At 36.1% G+C, this 20,721-nt stretch carries 15 protein-coding genes; 7 read left to right on the top strand and 8 right to left on the bottom strand.

Annotation, left to right across the window (positions count from 1 at the left end; genetic code table 11):
* Positions 1–354 precede the first annotated feature (354 nt).
* The 3 genes from DSM02_RS20100 to DSM02_RS20090 all read right to left on the bottom strand — a co-directional run bounded on the left by DSM02_RS20100 (position 355) and on the right by DSM02_RS20090 (position 7,686).
* Positions 355–2,319 carry a putative porin gene (locus tag DSM02_RS20100; protein WP_128767257.1) on the bottom strand — a complete coding sequence of 655 codons (1,965 nt, stop codon included), beginning with the start codon at positions 2,317–2,319 and terminating at the stop codon, positions 355–357.
* A 585-nt stretch (positions 2,320–2,904) separates the two neighbouring features.
* Positions 2,905–4,413: a RagB/SusD family nutrient uptake outer membrane protein gene (locus DSM02_RS20095; protein ID WP_128767256.1), complete on the bottom strand. Its 1,509-nt coding sequence runs from the start codon at positions 4,411–4,413 to the stop codon at positions 2,905–2,907.
* Positions 4,414–4,425: 12 nt separating this feature from the next.
* Positions 4,426–7,686, bottom strand: coding sequence for a SusC/RagA family TonB-linked outer membrane protein (locus tag DSM02_RS20090; protein WP_128767255.1), 3,261 nt, complete (start codon positions 7,684–7,686; stop codon positions 4,426–4,428).
* A 271-nt stretch (positions 7,687–7,957) separates the two neighbouring features.
* On the opposite strand from DSM02_RS20090, the gene DSM02_RS20085 reads away from it, so the two are divergent.
* From DSM02_RS20085 to DSM02_RS20075, 3 genes are all read left to right on the top strand, one after another.
* Positions 7,958–8,560, top strand: a complete 603-nt coding sequence (locus DSM02_RS20085; RefSeq protein ID WP_128767254.1) for a ribonuclease HII — start codon at positions 7,958–7,960, stop codon at positions 8,558–8,560.
* A 66-nt stretch (positions 8,561–8,626) separates the two neighbouring features.
* The gene (locus tag DSM02_RS20080; protein ID WP_128767253.1) at positions 8,627–11,113 is read left to right on the top strand and encodes a hypothetical protein; all 2,487 of its coding nucleotides are present in this window, start codon (positions 8,627–8,629) and stop codon (positions 11,111–11,113) included.
* Between the two features lie 180 nt (positions 11,114–11,293).
* Complete coding sequence (locus tag DSM02_RS20075; protein ID WP_128767252.1) at positions 11,294–12,019, top strand: TapB family protein; 726 nt, start codon at positions 11,294–11,296, stop codon at positions 12,017–12,019.
* A 3-nt stretch (positions 12,020–12,022) separates the two neighbouring features.
* On the opposite strand, the gene lipB is transcribed toward DSM02_RS20075, so the two are convergent.
* Both lipB and DSM02_RS20065 read right to left on the bottom strand, forming a co-directional pair.
* The gene (lipB, locus tag DSM02_RS20070; protein ID WP_128767251.1) at positions 12,023–12,721 is read right to left on the bottom strand and encodes a lipoyl(octanoyl) transferase LipB; all 699 of its coding nucleotides are present in this window, start codon (positions 12,719–12,721) and stop codon (positions 12,023–12,025) included.
* 79 nt (positions 12,722–12,800) lie between these two features.
* Positions 12,801–12,953, bottom strand: coding sequence for a YqaE/Pmp3 family membrane protein (locus DSM02_RS20065; RefSeq protein ID WP_128767250.1), 153 nt, complete (start codon positions 12,951–12,953; stop codon positions 12,801–12,803).
* Between the two features lie 199 nt (positions 12,954–13,152).
* Between DSM02_RS20065 and lysS the strand changes: the two genes are divergently transcribed.
* Together lysS and DSM02_RS20055 are read left to right on the top strand one after the other, a co-directional pair.
* The gene (lysS, locus tag DSM02_RS20060; protein WP_128767249.1) at positions 13,153–14,847 is read left to right on the top strand and encodes a lysine--tRNA ligase; all 1,695 of its coding nucleotides are present in this window, start codon (positions 13,153–13,155) and stop codon (positions 14,845–14,847) included.
* A gap of 696 nt (positions 14,848–15,543) precedes the next feature.
* Entirely contained in the window at positions 15,544–16,041 is a 498-nt protein-coding gene (locus DSM02_RS20055) for a hypothetical protein (RefSeq protein WP_128767248.1), read from the top strand.
* Between the two features lie 163 nt (positions 16,042–16,204).
* Here the strand turns inward: DSM02_RS20055 and hemL are convergent, their stop codons facing one another.
* The 3 genes from hemL to DSM02_RS20040 are packed head-to-tail and all read right to left on the bottom strand — an operon-like array spanning position 16,205 to position 19,283.
* On the bottom strand, positions 16,205–17,494 hold the full coding sequence (hemL, locus tag DSM02_RS20050) for a glutamate-1-semialdehyde 2,1-aminomutase (protein ID WP_128767258.1): 1,290 nt from the start codon (positions 17,492–17,494) through the stop codon (positions 16,205–16,207).
* A gap of 2 nt (positions 17,495–17,496) precedes the next feature.
* Positions 17,497–18,330, bottom strand: a complete 834-nt coding sequence (locus DSM02_RS20045; protein WP_128767247.1) for a glucosaminidase domain-containing protein — start codon at positions 18,328–18,330, stop codon at positions 17,497–17,499.
* Positions 18,331–18,335: 5 nt separating this feature from the next.
* Positions 18,336–19,283 carry a 1-aminocyclopropane-1-carboxylate deaminase/D-cysteine desulfhydrase gene (locus DSM02_RS20040; RefSeq protein ID WP_128767246.1) on the bottom strand — a complete coding sequence of 316 codons (948 nt, stop codon included), beginning with the start codon at positions 19,281–19,283 and terminating at the stop codon, positions 18,336–18,338.
* 859 nt (positions 19,284–20,142) lie between these two features.
* On the opposite strand from DSM02_RS20040, the gene DSM02_RS20465 reads away from it, so the two are divergent.
* Complete coding sequence (locus tag DSM02_RS20465) at positions 20,143–20,304, top strand: DUF5522 domain-containing protein (RefSeq protein ID WP_164918351.1); 162 nt, start codon at positions 20,143–20,145, stop codon at positions 20,302–20,304.
* Between the two features lie 86 nt (positions 20,305–20,390).
* A partial coding sequence (locus tag DSM02_RS20030) for a DUF4136 domain-containing protein (RefSeq protein WP_164918350.1) occupies positions 20,391–20,721 on the top strand: 331 nt, incomplete at its 3' end.

Genomic DNA, 20,721 nt, shown 5'->3' with positions numbered 1-20,721 from the left:
CAAATATAGAACCAATATCTGTACCCGCAAGCCTTTTTATAAACTTATTTTAAAATAATTTACTCCAACCTTAAAACCAATTACTTACAACTTCAACTTTTTATAAAATATACTTAAAATGTATCCCGACCTGCCATTTTAAAAAGACTGACTCTATTTACAAAACACCAAAATCAAGGACTCGCCTACATTTTACTCGATGAAAGGCATAAAACTGAAAACCACAAAAGCAGAAAATCAGCGTAAGAAACAAACAGGTTAGGGATTAAGCGGCAGGCTTAAGAGCTTGGTAAGCCCCTAAAGCTTACAAAAGCGAGTAGCGAAAGCCCGGTTGCTGTCGCACAAATAGGAAAACTATAGAAAGAAATTCCATACCAATCCAAAACGCAATGTGAAATCACGATACGGATAGCCAGGAGCACTGTAATAATTACTAGGTGACACCAGTGAGTTTACGTGCTCAGCTATAAAGAAGATTCGCGTTTGACGAACTTTCATATTGAAAAATAAATCCAACAATGGAAACTCCCCTATCTGCTGCTCATTTTGAACATAAAATTCTGCCAAAACAGGATCGTAAGCGTTCATCGCATACTTGGTGAAATAATTAAATCGCAACCCTGTTTGCACAAATAAAGATTTCTTGAACCAATGATCTGTATAATATACTGTATTGCGCGTGACCACTTCTGGAACATTTAAATAAGAACCTCCAGAACTTACGGTCTGATATGCTACTGAATTATCTAAACCGAATTTTCCAAAATGAACGTCTTTATTCACCTTGACCTTTAAATAGCTAACATTATCCCCCGTCTGGAATGAATTGACAAAGCCATCTGTATCCAATGCAAAATATGCATAGTCTGTAATGTTGACAAAACTAGCAGAAGCATTAAGCCATTTTGACGATTTCATATCAAAATCAATAGAACTCGTTTTTACATTTTTATAATCTTCAGCATTATACCAGTTGTAATTTTCATAACTGCTTTGATACAACAAATGATTATAATTAGCCGAACTAGAATTGATATGGATTCCTCCAGAGAAAAATGCTTTATCTTTTAATTGATAACTCGCTTCGGCATCAAAGTCAAAGCCTGAGAAATCTCCCGCAACATTGGCTTGCGCTTCTCCTTTTAACTGAAAGCCTTTATAAAACTTTTTATAAGAAGCTCCCGCAGCAATTAAATTACCCTGAAGCAAATTAGGGATTCGACCTTCATCCTGAATCAACACAGAGTTATACCCATATTTATAATAGGTGTGATTCACCTGAAAATTTAAGGTCCCCAATAGATTATTAGAATACGCTACAAAAAACCGGTTATTAAAATCATTGAGATCTGTACGATCTACCAAATTAGAAGTAACAAAAGATTCTCCAAATAAACCTGTTGCAGGTGAAGTCTGGCGGTATTCATAAAACTTATCTTCATAGTTAAGAATATGCCCAACTTGAATTCGGTTATTATTAATACTGTCATTCTGCGGAATCAGATCATAACGCTGATTGATGTAAAAACGCTGCCCATCTAATATACTTTCAGCATCTTCAAAGTTTACGGAAAGCCTGGCCCTATCACTAAATTGAGAATCATCACTAGCGAAATTTACTAAAGCCTGATCAGTTAAACCTCCGTTTTCTTGATTCAAAAGATCTTGTGCGACATAGTGCGCTTTTAAATCATACCTGCCATTTTTAGACTGATAATTAAATGCAAACCTAAAATTACCAGTACTGGTGAGTATATGCTGGTATTTACCTAAACTACGCAACCCCTTATAAGCAATCGAGAAATTGAATCGCTCTGACTTATTCATTGTAAAAAAAGCATCCAAGTTTTGACCCTGTGAAAAAACACTTTTATAATACAGCTCGGTTAAGGGAGTTGGAACATTATAATAATAAATATCTTCAACTTCCATGTAGTTGAAATGCCTTGCTCTGGCACCAAAAATTGGCCTAACATCTTCATTAGAAAAATCGTAAACTAAGGTGTTATAGGTTTGTCCTTCATTAGAAAACGGCAACAGCTCAAAATTATCTTTTCTGAGATAGTTGTATTTGTAAAGCTTCTTTATAGTTAGAGACGTATCTACAATTGTCGTGTCATTAGCTACTGAAATAATCTTGTACAACTCTATAGGTGGGCGTTCTTGCTTCTCCTTTTTTGGTGGTCTTACCGAGTTTCGCGTATTAGTAGTATCACGGTCGGTATTTCTGTCAGCATCAGAAGAAAGTCTTTTTAATGTTTGCCCTTTTAAAGGCAATACCAGTAAACCGAAAAATAGAAGTATTAGAAGATTTCGCATTAATGAAATTTGTGCCAAAAATAGGGTAATTAAACGGAAAGATATAAGGAAAAGTATTGCATAAAAAAAACCACCCGGTTGCGGGTGGTTTTAAAATTGAAATTCAATTTATTTATTGATAACCAGAATTAGGGGTTATTATTTGGGCTCACATCTAATTCTCTTTGAGAAATAGAAAATGCTCAAGAAGCTATAAAAGCTGGAATATCCATGCCTAATCTTAATAGATCAAAATATCTAAACCTTTAAAGAAAAACTCTATTATTCTATGCTCATAAATATGATCTAAAGCTAAGCATCCAAAACAATTAAAAATTTGTAGCCCATTATATTGCTATCAAAATAGCAACTTAAATTATTTAACAAATTCTAAATATGAATGATTTAAAGATGACTTCTAGAAAAAATCAACATCTATTAAATTAGCTTTTGACTTTAGCTCATAAAAAAAATCATTTAAAATCCTACCAAAAAAAATCCTTTTAGCCAGCGAAGCTAAATCTATAAAAGTATTTCTTAAATAAAAAAACCTCTGAAAAATTCAGAGGTTTAGTATATAAATCTTATAATAAAATTTTACTCTTATTAATTCTGAGACGTAATATTATTATTATCCTGTAGCTCCTGCTGTGGAATTTCAAAAGTAAGTCTCTCTTCATCAAAAGACATTGGAATTCCTGACAAAGACAAGTGATTACTAGCTCTAACGATCTGAGCCTTATTACGCTTCATCGCTAAATAGCTCTTACCCTCACCCCACAATTCCAAACGGGTTTGCTTATAAATTTCATCAAGCAAGGATTGACCACCTAAAGAAGACACATACGACGCGTCGTCCAATCTTTTAGACAAGAAGTCAGACAACTTAGTTTTAGCTTGTCCTTCCTGTCCAGATTTTGCCAAAGCCTCTATATTGAGCAATAAAAGTTCTTCGTAACGCATATAAACATAATCTGCTTTCACAATTTGAGACGATCCAAAAACTACTCGGTCTGAATCATAAAACTTCATATAAGGCTGAAGATATCTAGTAGAAGCAGGATTATCTAAGAATTGAGCGCGACGGGCATCATCTTCAGGCATACTCTCGTATAAACCTGCATCCATTGCCTTATTATCTCCTACTGCCGCGTAGCTATACGAATATAAATCTATTTGACCCCACCAAGAAACTAAACTTAACCCAATGTTTTCATTCAAATCTACACCCCACATCCAACTCTTAGATGCTACATTATTAAAACCTCCAAGAATTCCATCAACAGTATCATCAGGCTCCAAAATAGCCGCACTAGTATTTGACAATGCAGCATTCGTTACACTAACAACATCAGACCATCTATCTCTTCTAGAAGATAACACATAACCTAGAATAGTTTGCGCTACAGCTATATCGACCTCAGTTTTAGAAGGTCTAGAATAACCATCCAACAATTCAATGGCTTTATTTAAATCATTCTCCATTAAATCATACACTTCTTGTGTTGTTGATTTAGGGTTACCAACAAACCCTGGCTCAATATAAATAGGAAGAGTCTCTGCGGTCCAAGATGCCTCAACATCATTAATCATAAACTGAGTAAGATAGAAATAAGAATGCGCTCTCATCGCCAAAGCCTGACCTAAGGTATATTTAGTTTGATCATCTTCTGGGACAACATCATTCCCCCCTAAACTCTCAACAACAAGATTCGCCTGATTGATTACTCTATAGTAGTACCTCCAAACTTGGTAATTTTCTAACTGAGTAAAATCTTCCATAGCTTGTAATTCTGCTATTCGAGATCTGTACCATCCATAGGTACTAGTAGATAGAGCCATATCTCCACTTATCATATCACCATAGATATCATACCCCTTTTGACCAAAATCCTGTTGAGAATCCGTTCCTCCGGTGCCAGTAGTGAACATAGTTGCATAAATACCCGTCACAGTACCTTCTCCTAATTCAGGGTTTAAAACCACTGCATCAGAAAGCTGATCTGCATTGATTATATCCCCGGTTGGTTCCTCTACCAAAAAATCCTCACTACAACTTACGCCTAGCATAGCTACTGACGCAAGTAATAAAATTTTATTTTTATAAATTTTCATAATTCTTTTTTTTTAAAATTTAGCTCTCACTCCTATTGTGAAGGTAGTTAAAGGTGCATACAACCCACGTTCTGAATTACCGTCTTCACTAGTTGTCGGATTGAAACCATCTCTAGCGCCTTTAAAATATAAATTATCTCCAGATGCATATATATTAAGTCCAGAAAGACCAAATCTATCCAATGTAGGTTTATTAAATGTATATCCTAAAACAACATTATTCAAAGCGATAAAATCTGTTTTTGTCAAAAATCTGGTTGAAGTAGAATTTACATTAGGTATAACGCGATCAGCAATAAGCGGTACGCTTGTGATATCTCCAGGCTGTCTCCATCTGTTACGTACATCTGTATGACGGTTAGTCGCTGCAATACCCCCATTGTTGTCGTGCATCAATTCTGCATACTGACTATCGTAACCCCATCCTCCTACAGAATAGGTGAACTGCGCAGACAAGTTGAAGTTATAAAACCCTGCATTCAATCTAAATGCACCCTGAATATCCGGAATACCAGACTTACCTACATCCTTTTGTGTTGCATTTGCATAAGTTTTAGTTGTTTGACTTGCAACATTAGCATCTGGATTGTCTCCTAAATATTGTGTTAAAGAAATTATACTTGTCTCACCCGTATCTAGAACTCCATTGCCATTTGCATCATCAAAATACTGATTCCACATAGGGAAACCATCTTCAGGATCTACTCCAGCGTATTCACGAATGTAAAAATCAAATATTGAAGAACCTTGAGAATACCCATAACGCCCAACAATATTCAATTCTGAAGGCTCTTGAGTTTCTGGATCTATAGGCATTGTTCTAATTTCATTATCATAAATAGCACCGTTCACACTTAAATCAAGAGATATATCAGATGTTTTTAAGATATGACCCGTTACATCAAATTCTAAACCACTGTTTCTCAACACACCGTCATTAACAGTTATCGTAGCGACCCCAGAAGAAGGACTGATTCTCCGATCAAAAATAAGATTATCTGTATCTTTAATAAAATAGTCAACTGTAGCATCAATGTAAGAGCCTAGTCCAAATTCAAGACCTACTTGATACTGTTTAGCGGTTTCCCAGGTAAGATCTGGGTTTGCAAATAATTCAGGTGCAACTGCAAACTGATCATTTAGGTTGGTTACCTGAAAAGTATTTATACCTGTATAATAATCAACCCCACTCTCATCACCAGTGATACCAAATGAACCTTTAAGCTTTAAAAAACTTATAAAATCATTATTAAATAAAAAGTCTTCATTAGAAACAACCCAAGCAGCACCAACAGAACCAAAAGTATCCCATTTATCATTAGCAAATCTAGAAGATCCATCTCTACGAACTGAAGCCGTCAAGTAATATCTATTATCAAAATCATAATTAAGCTGAGCAAAGTATGACTCTAGAGTTCGTCCCTGAGTAAAACCAGTAGGTTGTTGCAAGTTTATAATATAATTATCCAATTCTAGTCCTTGAGGAATAATAGCCTTAGCTTTATAAGTAGTCTCTAAAGTCTGACTAAAATCATTACTCTCATGAGCAGCTAAAACTTCAAATGAGTGAGCTCCAAAATCTTTTTTATACCTTAATAACTGTAAGAAATTAGTAGTGGTACTTTTTGTATCTCTAATAAATAAATCCCCAGAGTTTGCTGTCGCAACACCATAAAATTGATTCCCCATAGAGGTAAATACATTATCATAATACTGCAAACCAAATGTTGTTTCAAAAGTCAACCCCTCAACAATATCTAAAGTCGCATTAAAACTACCTATAACCTCATTTCTGTCATTCCCATTAACATCATAAAGAGCAGAAGCTATCGGGTTCAAGTTGTTTGAGTTAAGGCGCTCTCTAAATCCAGAGTTTGAACCATAATCGTATTGAAAACCACCGAATATTGGATCAGGAACCAATTGATAATTATCATCTCTCAAGAAAACAGGATAAAATGGATTCATTTTATCTGCAAACTCAAAAAGGTTCTCAGCACCATCAGTTTGGCCGTTATTAAGACTTTCAGAATATGTATAACCCAAGTTAGCTCCTACATTTAACCAATCTTTCAACTGAGAATTCACATTAATTCTAGTATTGTATCTTTTATATCCTGTGTTAATTGCATACCCATCATCATCAAGATAGCCTCCTGAAATATAATACTTAGATTTCTCATCTCCACCGCCCATTCTTAAGTTCACCTCTGTACGGTAAGCAGAATTAAAAGACGCATCTTCATAAGATCTAGGAGTATATCTTCTAGTTACTCCAGCTCTAACTTGCCCAGTAGCAGGATCTATCAATTCTGCTCCATCTGCAACGTTCCACATGTTATATCCCGGGGCTATAATACCGTTAAATAAGGTGTTATTAACCGTACTTTCAGGATCAGGATTACCATTTAATCGCTCTCTATTAACTTTAGCCTCCCAAACTAAACCAATAGATTCTTCAGGAGATCTTATTACATCATATCTCGGCAGCAATTGCATGTTAATACCAGTTTTAACATCTACCTCAATAAAATCTTTAGAAGACGATCCAGACTTTGTAGTTATTAAAACAACTCCATTCGCACCTCTTGAACCATAAATAGCAGTTGCAGAAGCATCTTTAAGTATAGTCGTTGATTTTATATCATTAGGGTTTATAGCGTTTAAACTACCCGTTGAAACTGCGTCACCATTAGCATCAAAAGCGGTAGTCGTTAACGGCACCCCATCTACAACATATAATGGTGCTCTGTTACCATTTACAGAACCAAAACCACGAATACGAACAGTAGAAGTATTTCCCGGCTGACCAGATGTATTTATAACGCTAACACCTGCTGACTCACCTGCTAACGCCTGAGTAACGTTTGCATAGTTTTTTAACTCAATATCTTCAGCTTTTATAGTAGAAGCTGTACCAGCAAAGGCTTCTCTTGTTGAAGTACCGTATCCTACTACTACAACCTCATCTAAAGCCTCTCCTGCTTCCATTGAAACGCTGTAAGTATTAGAAGAACCCACAGTAATTTGCTGACGTTGGAAGCCAACGTAAGAAAAAACTAAAACATCTCCTTGAGAAGCAGATATCTGATAATTTCCATCGAAGTCAGTCTGAGTTCCTGTATTAGTATTCTCTACGAGAATATTAACTCCTGGTAAAGGCATCCCGTCTGGGTCTGTAACCGTACCGGTAATTGTTTTTTGCTGAGCGAAGGTAAGCTGTGATAAAAACAGTAAACCTAGCGCAAAGCACCACGTAATTTTTGATTTCATAAATTTATTTATTTGAATTAGCCGTCGCAAACATCTTAAAACTTTCTTAGAATTGCAATAAAATTCCTAATACTATCTTAATTTAACATATCAAATATGCAAAATCACCCCCATAAAAAAGAGTGTTATTGCAAATTGATTAACGTTTTTGTATTCTAGTTAACAATATTTTAAGAAGTTCACCATTTATAATATGTGCTGAAATTCAATAATTTATAAAAAACTAAAACATTTTAGTTAAAACAATCTAAAACTTAGTAAACCTAAATTCATGATCTTAAAACTTCAATCAAAATATAATCTTATTGAATGTGGTACAGACGAAGCCGGCAGGGGTTGTCTTGCCGGTCCCGTCACCGCCGCAGCAGTAATTCTACCTGAAAATTTTAAAAACTTAATACTTACTGACTCTAAACTTTTAACCCATAAATCTAGAGAATCTCTAAGACCTATTATAGAAGAACAAGCTGTAGCTTATGCGATTGCACACATATTCCCCACTGAAATTGATGAAATCAATATCTTAAATGCATCAATTAAAGCGATGCATTTGGCTATTGAGAAGTTGAAAACAACTCCGGAACATATTCTGGTTGATGGTAATAGATTTAAACCGATTGCTAATATTTCGCACGAATGCATAATTAAAGGGGATAGTAAATTTCTTCCTATTGCTGCTGCATCAATACTGGCAAAAACAGAGCGTGATCGTTACATGACGGCTTTGCATATGCAATTCCCGCATTACAACTGGAAAAAAAACAAAGGCTACCCTACAAAAGAACATCGAGAGGCTATTAGAGCGTATGGGTTGACTCCACATCACCGCAAAAGCTTCAAACAATTACCAGATCAATTGAGTCTTGATATTTAAGAGTTTTTCAACACAAGTGCCTTATATAGAGTTCCTATCTTTACCCAACTTAAAACAGCAACTTAAATGAGGAAATTAGCGTTACTTTTTTGTTTACTATTTATTCTAATCAAATGCGAAAAAGCCCCCACTACAGACACCAGTTTATTACACTTGATCCCTCAAAAGTCTGCAGCAATCATCAGAGTGCCTTACTGGGAAGACTTTAGCGAAAGCTTAAAAGCAAATGATCCCGCTAACCTCCTTTCTGAAACAAACCTCGATCAAACATTACTTGAATACAGCGAGCTTTTCAAAAACTTTAAACCTGTTGACGAAACTTATTTATCATTTGTTGCTCTTGGGGACAACGATTATGACCTGGCTTTAATCACAGAATCTAATCCCAAACTGGTTTCTAAAGATTCTGTTTTTATAAATTCAATTTCTACTTATGATTATGAAGGTGTCTCCATCAATACCATTACTATTCATGACACCCCGCTACATTATTTAAATTATAATTCGATTTTTATTGCCAGCACTTCGAAACTGATTTTAGAAAATGCAATTCTTCAGAATAATACCGGCAGGGATCCTATAGATGCTTCTTTAGAAAAAATGATCAAAACCAGCAACGCACAACGCGCTAACCTCTATTTAAAAGGTTCACGATTTAAAAAACTTTTTAGAACTATAATCCCAAAATTTAAATTCAGTTCTAACACAACTCCTTTTGAGTGGCTTGCTGTTGATATAGACCTTAATACTGTGGGGTCGCTGCAATTAAACGGTGTCGCAACAACTTCAAATGACGGTAAACAAGCATTAGATCTATTAAAAAACATGGATCCAGCGAAATCTAAGATTGCGAGTATCACGCCTTCTACGAGTAGAGGCTTTATAAGTTTCAATTATTCAGATTGGGAGACGTATCGTACAAATCTCGCTATTTACAAAAACGCCGCTCCTAAAGAGTTTAAAATTCCATTTAGTGAATATTTTCAGTCAACTGCAGAAACAGGAATCATATATAAAGAAAATGAGCAACTCATTGTCTCTTTAAGTTCTGATGTTGAAACTTCAACAATCAGCTTAGCTTCAGTTTCTACCGAAAAAGAGAATTTCAGAGATATTCCTATTTATGCGATTTCAGACTCTACCTTTTTACAAAAAGCCTTTGGTGAGTTGCTAGATCCGCCGGCAGTACAGTTTTACAGCGCAATAGATTCTTATTTTGTTTTTGCTAAAAATCCAACTTTATTAAAAGACCTTATCGCCAATTATCAGAATGAAGCCGTTCTGGCAAATACGGTGTCCTTTATAGCATTTGCAAGTAAAATGAGTGATGAGAGCACGCTTTCTTTCTATGGAAACACTAAACATTTAGCAGATTACATAAGTGAGAAAGTTGACAAAAAAGAAGCTGCAACTTTAAAGGATATTGACTTTAAAAACTACCCGGAAAGCTTCTTACAACTTATACAAGCTGATGATTTCACTTATCTAAACGCAGCAGTTCATAAAATCAATCAGAAAAAAGAGGGCTCGCAGGTGGTTCAAGTTGCCAGTGTTAAACTGGATAATGATCTGCTTTCTCCTCCTCAAATGCTTAAAAATTACCGAACAAAAGGGCAAGATATTTTGGTGCAGGATATCTCAAATATTTTATACCGTATAAACAGCAGTGGAAAAATTGAATGGAAAAAAGAGCTAGACGGACCTATTTTGGGCAAAATTAAACAAGTAGATCTTTATAAAAACGGAAGATTACAATATGCGTTTACAACCCCGTCTCATTTTTATATCATAGCCAGTGACGGTGATCTTGTAAAACCTTTTGATATCGATTATACTGACAAAATCACACAACCTTTAGCCGCTTTTGATTATGACGGAAGCCGTGATTATCGTTTTCTAATTGTTCAAAACGATAACGTCACCATGCTTGATCGAGAAGCTAAAAAGGTAGATGGATTTTTATATAAAAAAGCTCCTGCTGAAATTCTTCAGGAAGCTCAGCACATAAGACTTGGCAACAAAGATTATATTTTATTTCAATTAAAATCCGGGAAATTAGAGATCTTAAATAGACGTGGTGAAACCCGAATACCTTTAAAAGAAAAATTCACATTTTCTAATAATCCTGTCTTTGAAGATTCTAATAACTTTTTAGTATTGGAAACTGACGGCACCCCTATTACTATTTCGCAAAGCGGAAAAATCACCAGACAAAAACCTAAACTGGGAGCAGGATTTCAGTTTGATAAACTCAATGAAACTGAAGCTTCATTAGTAGAAAACAAGTTGATCATTAATAAAAGAAATCAGGAGATTGAACTAGGCATTTACACGGGATTACACGTTAAATACGCTTCAAATAAATCCTATATCTGCGTTACTGATCTGCAAGAAAAAAGAGTATTCATCTACGACGACAAAGGCAACTTGCTACCTAGTTTTCCGGTTTATGGCGCTTCAAAAATTGATTTTGGAGCTCTAAAAAGCTCTAAAGACTTAGGCTTTACTACTCAAGGTGAGTCAGACAGCGTTATAATCTATCAAATAAACTAGATTTCAACTCATTAAAAATCAAACTGTTAAATTCACAACTGAATAGTAGATTATTTAAAATAATAAGTTATTTTTATAGTATTAAATGGCCCCCTATGAAGTTTAAGTAGATTAATCTACAAATTTCACTAAGCTGTTTCCCCTTTCTAATAAAATTAGTAAGTATTAAAAACAGCAATTATGAAAGCTCTACTCTCACTTTGTTTTTTGATTTTTGGCATCAATGGCATTTTCTGTCAGAGCTTGTGCTCAGATCTTAAAAGCCTAAGCAAATCTACCTCTTTAGAATTCACTTCTTACGGCACTGCAAACAACATCATTGGAGTAACTGAATATGAGGTTTCTTCTGCATTTGCAACTCAAGATGGGAATCGGATAATTTTGAAAGCAATACTACCTGAAGAATATAGCATCTCTAACACCAAACAAACCTATTATGAAGTGGAGTGTAATTCTTCGGTGTTACGTGTTAATCACAAAAATGTAATACCTGCTTATGTTTTTGAAGAGTATAGTAATATGGAAGTTGATGCATCAGAAAGCAGCATCAGCATTCCTGTTAATCCTGAAATAGGCCAAAAGCTAGAAGATATCAGCTTTTCAGTAGAAATTTTAGTTGCTCCTATCACCCATAAAGTAAGCTACTTTTTGACAGATAGAAGTATCAAATCTCAAGAAACAATCAATACACCCGCAGGTACTTTTGAGTGTTTTGTGATAGAAGCAAATTCTAAGATGAAACCAAAGAATAAAAATACCGGAACCGTAAAACAATGGTTTGCACCTGAAATAGGGCTTATCAAACAGGTTGACTATGATGTTTCTGGTAAGGTTACCAGTGTAAATTTACTTACAGCTTTAAATAGCGGGAATCAACAAACAAAAATTGCAATTGAAGGAGAATAATTACTAAATAAATTCAGCTTCAAACAATGCGCTAAAGTGCTTCAGAAGTTTTTGTTTTACTTCCTCTTCGTCAACTTTTGCTTTACCTAATTCCACATTTAAAGAAGTTACTGCCTTTTCTTTTATTCCGCAGGGAACTATATTATCAAAATAACCCAGATCAGCATTTACATTAAATGCAAAACCATGCATCGTAACCCATCTGCTGGCTCGCACGCCCATCGCACATATTTTACGTGCAAACGGTGTTCCCACATCTAACCATACTCCAGTCTCACCGGGCGAGCGTTCAGCTTTCAGGCCGTATTCTGCCATAGTCAGAATAATCGTTTCTTCAAGAAACCTCAAATATTTATGAATATCTGTAAAGAAGTTCTCAAGGTCTAAAATGGGATATCCCACAACTTGTCCGGGGCCGTGGTAAGTGATGTCACCGCCTCTATTTATTTTATAAAAAGTAGCCTCTTTAGCTTTAAGTTGCTCTTCAGAAATTAAAAGATTGCTTATATCCCCACTTTTACCTAATGTATAAACATGCGGATGCTCTACAAATAAAAAATGATTCGGTGTGGGTAGATTAATTTCCTCTCTCCGGTTCTTAATTTTCAGATCAAGCACGGTTTTAAAAAGCGCTTCCTGATAGTCCCAGACTTCTTTATAATCCCGGGTCCCTAGATCTTCTAAAACAATCTTCTTATTCATACTGCAAAGATACAATTCATTTTAGGGCATCCCATTAGATTTAAAACCAAAAAGAATCCTGTACGAATTCAACTTAAAACTAGCGCTTATTTACTATAACTAATGCAGCAATAATTCCTGGAATCCAGCCACAAAACCAGAGTAATGTTACAATTAAAACAGAGCCGCAACCTTTATCAAGCACGGCTAACGGAGGTAAAAAAATAGCTATGATAGCTCTTAGAAAACTCATTTTTGATTTGATTTATGATGATCGATGTATCTATAAGTCATAAATTATAAGCTTTCGTTACAGTTATTGATTTCTCGCCTGCGAGTTGCTATATTTGCGGGCTAAATAAAACGCCGCTAATCAAATCATTTAGCGGTAAATTTTAATTTAAGGGCAACCTTACAAAAAGTAACTCCACAAGGTGGATTAAAGACAGCATATGCAACTTTCAGAACAGGAAATTATCAGACGTGAGAAACTGGCAGGTTTACGCAAATTGAATATAAACCCGTATCCAGCAGATTTATACCCCGTTAATCATACTTCAGCTAAAGTCAAACAGGAGTTTGAAGAAGGTAAAAGTGTAATCATCGCCGGTAGATTAATGTCTCGAAGAATACAAGGTAAAGCCTCTTTTGCAGAATTGCAGGATGCTACCGGCCGTATTCAGGTGTATTTTAACCGTGATGAAATTTGCGCGGGTGATGACAAAATACAGTACAATGAGGTTTATAAAAAGCTCTTAGATATAGGTGATTTTATAGGTATAGAAGGTGAATTATTTACCACTCAAGTAGGTGAAAAAACCGTTATGGTAAAAAAGTTTACGGTTTTAAGTAAAGCCTTACGCCCATTGCCCTTACCTAAAGTTGATAAAGAAGGAAACGAATTTGACAAGTTTAACGATCCGGAGATGCGTTACCGTCAGCGCTATGCAGATCTTGTAGTTAACCCTAAAGTAAAAGAGGTATTTGTAAAGCGCACCAAGCTTTTTACGGCGATGCGTAACTTTTTTAATGATAAAGGCTATTTTGAAGTTGAAACTCCGATCTTACAATCAATTCCCGGTGGTGCTGCTGCACGCCCCTTTATCACGCATCACAATGCGTTGGATATTCCTTTATACTTGAGAATTGCAAACGAATTATATCTCAAAAGATTGATCGTAGGCGGTTTTGATGGAGTTTACGAGTTTTCTAAAAACTTTAGAAATGAAGGGATGGATAGAACCCATAACCCTGAATTTACCGCGATGGAAATTTATGTAGCCTATAAAGACTACAACTGGATGATGGAGTTTACCGAAAAACTGCTTGAGCACTGTGCGACAGCTGTAAACGGTACTACCGAAGCTACTTTTGGTCAACATAAAGTTGACTTTAAAGCTCCGTATAAGCGCGTTACAATGACCGATGCTATCAAACAATTTACAGGTTTTGATATCACCGGAAAATCTGAAACAGAATTACGCGAAGCTGCTTTGGGAATGGGTCTTGAAGTTGATGAAACAATGGGTAAAGGGAAACTTATTGATGAGATCTTTGGCGAGAAATGTGAAGGTAATTTTATCCAGCCTACGTTTATCACAGATTACCCTAAAGAAATGAGTCCGTTGTGTAAAGAGCACCGCGAGAACCCAGAACTCACAGAGCGTTTTGAACTCATGGTATGCGGGAAAGAGATCGCAAATGCGTATTCAGAATTGAATGATCCTATAGATCAGCGTGAGCGTTTTGAAGAGCAACTGAAACTGGCTGCAAAAGGTGATGATGAAGCTACAGAATTTATAGATCAGGATTTCTTAAGAGCACTAGAATACGGTATGCCTCCTACTTCAGGATTGGGTATCGGGATGGATCGTCTTATTATGTTTTTGACCAATAATCAATCTATACAGGAAGTTTTGTTCTTCCCGCAAATGAAGCCCGAGCGCAAAAAGGTAGAAATGACTGAAGAAGAAAAGACTATTTTCAATATCCTTAAAAAGGAAAAAGAAATGACTCTTGATGCTCTTAAAAATGCCAGTGGTTTGAGTAACAAAAAATGGGATAAAGGTATTAAAGGCCTTACCAAACAAAAACTCGCTCAAGTTGAAAAAGACGGAGATGCCCTTAGCGTTTCTTTAGTCGATTAAGACCCAATATTTAAACTTAGTAAAGCCCGATTTTAATTGAGATCGGGCTTTTAATTTTTATATATTGAATTAAAAGTTAGCATATCGCTTAGCAGCGGTCTCCTTGGATTAAAGGAAAAAAGAGTAGGATTTAACAAGTCACCATCATTAATACCTTCATCTCAAAAAACACATCTCGAGACTCCAAATTTGACACCCAAGTTATGTTTTACTGCACTCTATTTTAGTCTCTTTCATAACCACCTTAGGAAAGCACTATTATTATAAGTTGAAACAGGTAATAGCTATTTTGAGGTCAATACCTGCACTTGACCTGAAGTATATATGGAGTATCTATAGCTTTGCCACGGGTAAACCTCGGGTGAACCTCGAGTAAACTATGGGTGAATCACGGGTGAACTTTGAACATGTAATCGCCAGATTAAAAAAGTTCATTGTTGTTCAGAAATAGCTTAAGTGATAGCGAGAATGAAGATCAACAATAGCGTCAATTTCTGCAAGCCATTGATGCAAAGAAGTACTACTAATATAAGTCATTTCTCTAGCTTTGTCAATAGGTATTAAAACTTCACTTGAATTGCGTATTTCTTCCAGAAAGGTAAAAATTTCCAATACTCATATCAGAAAAAAACAAATATCTTTTAAACCTTTTACCATTATCATAGTCATAGCTATATAACATAAAAATTAACAGATATGAAAAATTTGACCGCAATCCTTGCTTTATTTGTTTCAGTAACAGCTTTGGCACAACAAGGAAACCGTGTGGAGTGTTTTAAAAAGATGATGGATGCTACTCCTGAAGAACTAGCTGAAATGCAAACCAAACGTTTAACCCTTGCTTTAGTATTAGATGATAAACAACAAAAGGATATTTACAAGCTAGAGCTTACTGCTGCAAAAGAACGCAAAGCGAACTGGGAACAACGCGCTGCAAAAATGAAAGTGCGTGATGGAGAAAAACCTTCTGAAGAAGAGCGTGAAGCTACACGTAAAGACCGCAAGGAAAAATATGCTGCAATGTTAGACAAGCAAATTGCACATCAGGAAAAAATGCAGAACATTTTAAATGAAGAACAATTTGACCAATGGCGTAAACTAAAAATGAAGCGTCACAACCGCATGGCAAATCATGATGGAAAAAGAGGCGACAGACCTCAACGTCATAGAGACTCCAATAAAGGTCGTAAATAAAATCTGTTTTACTGGATAATCGAGATTAACTACTCCCGAGACTTACCTCAAGGTTAAAAATATTTTTTCTTTTAAAGTATTTTTTGCTTGTTCAACGAATATTGATAAAAAACAATAATCTCCGGTTTTAACCGGGGATTATTATTTTTTAAAGTACTCTCTTCTATTTCAAGTCCGGAGCAACCTTTGCAACAGCAGCAATCGTTGTATCAAGATCTTCATATGAAAGCGCGTCGGTAATAAACCAAGTTTCATAAGCACTTGGAGCAATATAAATCCCTTCATTTAACAAACCGTGAAAGAACTTTTTAAAGGTTTCATTAGCACCTTTAGATGCCGAATCAAAATCGGTCACCGGTTCAGCTGCAAAATGTACAGAAATCATAGAGCCCAATCTGTTTATGGTATGCACCACATTATGTTTATTTAATGCATCAGCAATTCCCTTATGAAGATATTCCGTTTTTTCTGAAAGTCGGTTGAAAATCTCCTTTTCGTTATTAAGTGCAGTAAGCATTGCCAGACCAGCAGCCATTGCAAGCGGATTTCCACTTAAAGTACCCGCCTGATAAACCGGCCCTACCGGAGCAAGATAATCCATAATTTCATTTCTAGCAGCAAAAGCCCCTACAGGCAGGCCTCCGCCAATAACTTTACCAAAAGTCACGACATCTGCGCGAACGTCCATCAACTCTTGGACACCTCCAGGCGCCAATCTAAAACCGGTCATTACTTCATCAAAAATGAGTAATGTACCGTGAGCATCACACAATTCGCGTAATCCTTCTAAAAAACCTTCAGCAGGAGGAATACACCCCATATTACCGGCAACGGGTTCTAAAATAACGGTTGCTATTTCGTCTGCATTTGCTTCAAAAATTTCTTTTACCTGCTCTAAGTTATTGTACTCAGCTAGTAAGGTATTTTTAGCAGTCCCTTGCGTAACACCTGGACTATTTGGTGAACCAAAAGTCACCGCACCACTACCCGCCTGAATCAAAAACGAATCAGAATGGCCATGATAGCAGCCTGCAAATTTTATAATCTTATCTCTTTTGGTAAATCCGCGAGCGAGGCGCACCGCACTCATACAGGCTTCCGTACCACTATTCACAAACCGAATCTTATCGATACCCGGCACCATTTTAACCGCCAGCTCTGCGATTTTTGTCTCGATCTCAGTAGGCATTCCAAAAGAGGTTCCTTTTTGTGCTTTTTCAACCACCGCATCAACAACTGGTTGATACGCGTGTCCTAAAATCATAGGTCCCCAAGAGTTGATATAGTCAATCAGCCGGTTTCCGTCTTCATCGTACAAATAGGCTCCTTTTGCTTCTTTTACAAAAATAGGATCTCCCCCTACTGCTTTAAATGCTCGTACCGGTGAGTTCACCCCGCCGGGAATTACGCGTTGTGCTTCGGCAAACAAAGCACTGCTTCTTTTATAAATCATCATTAAAATCCATTATACTGCGGGGTCACATTTAACTGCTGCCCGATGCTTATCGTATTATCACGTAAGCCGTTATTCTTTTTCAACTCATCTACGGTAAGGCTGTACATTCTAGAAATACTGTAAAGTGTTTCCCCTTTTTTTACCGTGTGCAAAACCACTTTATCCTTAGGTTCTGGTTTGTATTCTTTTACTTTATTTCCTAAAACTTCAGCATCATAATTATACATCGCATACCGCTCTATGATCGCAATAAGCTTTTCAGGATACTTTCTATCTGTTGCATAGCCGGCTTTACGTAAGCCTTTTGCCCAACCCTTGTAATCATCAGGATCTAGGTCAAAAAGATCTGCATACCTACTCCTACCGGTTAAAAACAAAGAATGATCTCTAAAGGAATATTTAGGGTCCCGGTATTTTCTAAAACATTCCCCTTTCTCATCGTCATCGTGATACACCACAGCGCCTGTCCAATTATGACACTTTATCCCAAAATGATTATTCGCTTTTTTTGTTAGATTACCATTACCTGCACCACTCTCTAAAACAGCCTGAGCCATAGTAATACTCGCCGGTATTTTATACAAGCGCATCTCTTCTTTTGCAATAGGCGCAAAATGCTCAATATAATCTTCTACTTTATTAAAAGGTGCATATTCATAAGCTTTCTCAGTTTCCCATGATGTTTCAGCAGGAGCTGTATTTCTATCAGATCGTGGAGTTTCTACAGCTCTTGAAGAACGCACACTCACTTTTCGTTTTGCAGCACGTTTACTTCCGCCACAACCCACGAGCAACATACTTAACAACAGAACAGCACCTATTTTTTTAATCATAGTCTTTAGACAATAAGAGATTGACCTTTTCTTTTTAGTTTTTCGTTCATACCGACAATTCCTTGCAGGCCTCCTGTATGAACGGCTAAAATACGGGTATTTTCAGAGAAAAACCCATTCTCAATTAGTTCTGTAAGACCATACATCATTTTACCCGTATAGACCGGGTCTAGTTGAATACTGTGCTGTTCTTTAAAGGAATTTATAAAACTAATTAATGCTGTATTTATTTTTGCATATCCTCCAAAATGATAATCATTGATCAGGTCCCAATTAGTTTTGGAAGTGTACATTTTAATTTCATCCTTAAGGAAATCTCCTTTTAAAGCTGGAAAACCCATAATTCTTTGGTGAGGCAAACTGCCTTCTATAATCCCTGCAATTGTACCTCCCGTACCTACAGCACAGGCAATGACATCGTAACTAGAGGTATCTGAATTTAATATTTCGGCGCAGCCTTTAACAGCCAAATCATTTGTCCCACCTTCAGGAATTTCATAAAAATCACCAAATTTAATTTTCAAACTTTCCTGAAAGGAAACCGTATGCTTTTCTCGGTATTCAGACCTACTTACAAAGTGGAGTTTCATCCCACACGCATTCGCAAATTTCAAAGTTGCATTCTGCTGAAGTGTCTGTAGTAAATTATCACCCAGCTCTTTCCCTCTAATAACACCTACTGTTTCAAAACCGCACAATTCACCTGCTTTAGCCACAGCTGCAATGTGATTTGAAAAAGCACCTCCAAGAGTCAATAGGGTTTCTTGCTTTTGATTTTTTGCCGCTATAACATTGTATTTAAGCTTTCTGAATTTATTCCCAGAAATCATATCGTTAATTAGATCTTCACGCTTAATAGCTAATTCAACCGAGCTATTAGGCTTTAATAGCTTTTCGATTTTTTGAATTTCTACAGAATGTAAATCGTTTTCAAAAAAACTTACATCAATCATATTTCTTATCTGTGAAACAAAAGTAAACTCGGAATTACAAACGCCCTAATAAATGATTACAATTCGCGAATAAGGACCGCAACTAAAACAGTGAATTTTGTCTTAAAGCATTTAGTGTCAAATGAATTCACTTACAAAAAACAGTAATAAATCGATTAAATGATGGTTTATTTAACGACACAAACATTTGGATTGAAGTAGATGGAGATAACACCCGAGCATATGGTTATGACACAGGAACTTATGCAAATCGCCCAGATACTAATGGAACTTATGCAAATGGATTCTATTACCTAAGTGGATCAACTTATGTTCAACTTACACCTGGCACTCACACCATTAATCTCTTTGGTCGTGGTTTTGGAGGAAATTTTGATTTTCCAATAATATTTGGAGGCACTAATTTTGATCATTTTCAAGTTAGTAGTTCAGCGCTAATTAAATCCATCGTAAAAAAGCCCAAAACGACCTTTGCTTTAAATAGCCTAGGTCGTTTTCATTTGCATAAGCTTCGCGTTCAAAACTAATGGTCCGATAGGCTTTATATTTTGATTTCAGTCGTATTAGATGTACACAAAACTCCACTGCATACCAAATATAAAAGGGCACAATCAGTAATTCGAGTTGTTGTCTAAGATGAATTTTTTCGTGATTCACAAAAACCTTATCATTCTTTAAATATTCAGACTTTAAAAAGATAATTGGCCAGACCGCACAGCCCGAAAATTTAGTAAAGAAACGCTTCGTATAAATATAAATCGCCATAAGTACCTTATACTTGCGTTAAATATACTATCCCTAGCTAGTTTTAAGCATTCTTTAATGCAAGACAAAAAAATGTTTTCATAAATTTATTATAGTGAGTTCTTTTAAAAAACCCATACCGTTAGAAGATGGTGATTATTATTTAACACCAGAAGGTTACCGATGCTTTACAGAGCAGTATCATTTAAAAAGAGGATATTGTTGTAAAAGTGGTTGCAGGCATTGCCCTTACGGTTTTGATAAGAATAGAAATTAAAACACTGATTATGGTATAATTGTTGAGACTATTTTAGTAGATAATTAGAATCTCGGCTCATTCAAAAACACTAAAACGATATCCTTATGAAAAATTTAAAACCCTTATTTCTTATTGCTGTAGTTGCGCTCTTCTCAGCGTGCAGCTCTGTGCGTGTTGCATCTGACTACGATCAGAGTGCAGACTTTACAAACTATAAAACCTTTGCTTTTTTTAAGCCTGGTATAGATAAAGCCGAAATTTCTGATTTGGACAAAAAACGAATTTTACGAGCTATAGAAAATGAAATGCTTGCTAAAGGCTTTGTAAAATCTGAAGACCCTTCTATGTTGGTAAGCATTTTTACGACAGCTCAACAACGCGTTGATGTGTACAACAACTATGGTTGGGGCTGGGGAGCCTGGGGGCCTTGGGGAC

Origin of the sequence: Leeuwenhoekiella polynyae, assembly GCF_004104075.1 — a bacterium.
Lineage (GTDB): Bacteria > Bacteroidota > Bacteroidia > Flavobacteriales > Flavobacteriaceae > Leeuwenhoekiella > Leeuwenhoekiella polynyae.
Note: the sequence above shows the minus strand (reverse complement) of the source record. Positions and strands in the feature narration are given on the sequence as shown.